This window comes from Vibrio sp. YT-17, assembly GCF_033337375.1.
Lineage (GTDB): Bacteria > Pseudomonadota > Gammaproteobacteria > Enterobacterales > Vibrionaceae > Vibrio > Vibrio alginolyticus.
In genome coordinates this window covers 1-1,257 of sequence record NZ_JAWOQP010000120.1, presented here as the reverse complement: position 1 = coordinate 1,257, position 1,257 = coordinate 1, and the positions used below count along the sequence as shown (strand labels likewise).

General features: G+C 46.0%; 2 protein-coding genes. One reads left to right on the top strand and one right to left on the bottom strand.

Annotated elements, in window-relative coordinates:
• The coding region (locus R7F67_RS24335) for an NAD-dependent epimerase/dehydratase family protein (RefSeq protein ID WP_318057478.1) at window positions 1–429 on the bottom strand (429 nt) is incomplete at its 3' end.
• Window positions 430–714: 285 nt separating this feature from the next.
• Here R7F67_RS24335 and R7F67_RS24330 point away from each other — a divergent pair.
• On the top strand, window positions 715–1,257 hold a 543-nt coding region (locus R7F67_RS24330), incomplete at its 3' end, for a DUF1538 family protein (protein WP_318057477.1).

Sequence of the window (1,257 nt, the reverse complement as noted above, 5' to 3'; positions counted from 1 at the left end):
AACCATATGCGGGAAATCGTCGTTATTCACATGAAGACACTCATCGAACGGATGATCCTGCTGGTCGCCGTAATAACCGACAGCAGATCCGCTAAGAAACACAGAAGGCGGTTCGGTACTGGCGTGAATCAGCTCAACAATTTGCTCGGTAATTTTCCAGCGACTGTCGCAAATTTTCTCTTTTTGCTGCTCCGTCCAACGTTTGTCTGCGATTGGTTCTCCTGCGAGGTTGATGACGGCATCTATGTTGTTGAGATCGGCGAGTTCATCAAGAGAAGCAAGGTACTCGATATTACCTAAATCAGCGTACTGCAAGCGTTGTTTGGCTTGGTCTGGCGATCGGGTCAGTAACACTATCTGATGAGTGGTGAGCAGTTTGAGTAACTCAGACCCTATAAACCCAGTTCCACCTGTAAGTAATATCTTCATAGCATCTCTTTGAATGTCAATATATTAGAACATTATAGTCGTTTTGCGCCTCGCTTGATCAGTTCCGATCTCCTTATCATGCGTTCTTCCATCTTTCAGATAAATTTTCGTGGTGGCTCATCCAGTTCACATATTGGGAAAATGTAACCAAATGTTAGTGGTGACATAAGGTTGTTCACGTTTGTGAGTAGAAATTTATGCCACACTGAGAGTAGATGATAAGGATATCACCGGACAGGTCTCGCCTTCAGAGCCAATAACTTGTTCGTCAAAGGGAGGATTTGCATGGAAGCACTCACTGCTTTGTTCCGCGCTCTGTTTAACAGTGCCCGCGATCTTCTTCCTATTGTAATTGTTATTACCTTCTTCCAATTGGTGGTTCTGCAAGAGCCTTTACCTAACTTGGTCTCGATTCTTTTTGGTTTGTTGTTGGTCATTTTAGGCCTGACGTTTTTTATTTTCGGGCTAGAACTCGGCTTGTTCCCCATTGGCGAAAATATGGCACAAGCCTTTGCTCGAAAGGGCAGTGTGTTTTGGTTATTGATTTTTGCGTTTTGCTTGGGGTTTGGAACCACGATCGCAGAGCCAGCATTGACTGCTGTTGCAGAAGAGGCCTCAGAGGTGGCGGCTGAAGGCGGGATGATCCCCAATTCCGAACAATCCATGACGGAGTATGGCGTTGGCCTGCGGATAACGGTGGCTTTTTCTGTTGGGATTGCGATTGTGATTGGGGTGCTGCGCATCTTAAAAGGGTGGCCAATTCATTACATGATCATCGGTGGTTATGTTGGCGTTGTGACTCTCACTTGGTTTGCGCCAGAGTCGATC